The sequence below is a fragment of the Candidatus Hodgkinia cicadicola genome, assembly GCF_002774925.1.
The window spans coordinates 1-969 of sequence record NZ_NXGO01000069.1 but is presented as its reverse complement, the minus strand read 5'-3'; the positions used below and the strand labels follow the sequence as shown (position 1 = coordinate 969).

Genomic DNA, 969 nt, shown 5'->3' with positions numbered 1-969 from the left:
ATGCTGTAAATGTACAAAAAATTTCAACCCTCCTACAAGAATATGGTTATCAGCTTCGTGGAAACGAAGTTATGTACAACGGGCACACCGGAAGAAAGATTAATGCCCAGATTTTTATTGGGCCGACATATTACCAACGTTTAAAACACATGGTGGACGACAAAATCCACTCTCGAGCACGTGGACCAGTACAGATTCTTGTACGACAGCCTATGGAAGGAAGAGCTAGGTAAGTAAAACAGGTTGCAGTTGACCAAATTTGTAAAGTAAAAATATAATCCTTAAATTCGTAGTTAACCATAAATAACCATTACATTATGAGTAATTTAAATTGTAATATTGTATAAAATAAGTTCTGTGATATTTTAATTTTCTCATGTCTTTAAAGAAAACAGTAGATGATGTAAAACAAACTATCTCAATTCCTTCACATATACAAGGATGCACACACACTCACATACACAAACAAGTTCACTCAAATAATTGGTCTGTTGTTTGACATTTCTTTTGTATTCATGCACAGGTCCTAATGTTGAGAATAAACACTGTTGAAACGTCGACACAAATAATTTAAAATTTGTGTTATATTTTTTGACCAATCCTCACAAACCCTTCACCTAAAAATGTAATATTAACAATATAAAAGAGCATGTAGAATTATTTTTTGAATTGACTTTTAAAACAATTACTTTTTAATTATATTGTTTTTATGTGTTATATCTAGTTGCAATCCATGCTGAATTGCCTTTTTTTCTCTGCCCCGTTAAAGGAGGGAACATTCTCTCTTTAGGATTCTCTGCAGACTAAGAAAACTCTTCAGACAAGTAATAGATTAGGAGACAGTTAGCAAAAACTTGTTCAACAATAGCGAACAACTGCATTTCAGCTGATACAGCTGTTTTTCATTGACACAGGAAATATTTAGCTCAAAACATTTCTAGATGTGTTGTTACTCACAGTCATATCATT

1 protein-coding gene is annotated in these 969 nt (G+C 32.6%); it reads left to right on the top strand.

Annotated elements, in window-relative coordinates; all coding sequences use genetic code 4:
- Positions 1–20 precede the first annotated feature (20 nt).
- Entirely contained in the window at positions 21–233 is a 213-nt protein-coding gene (locus MAGTDC_RS05965) for a hypothetical protein (protein WP_414173064.1), read from the top strand.
- Positions 234–969: the final 736 nt, after the last annotated feature.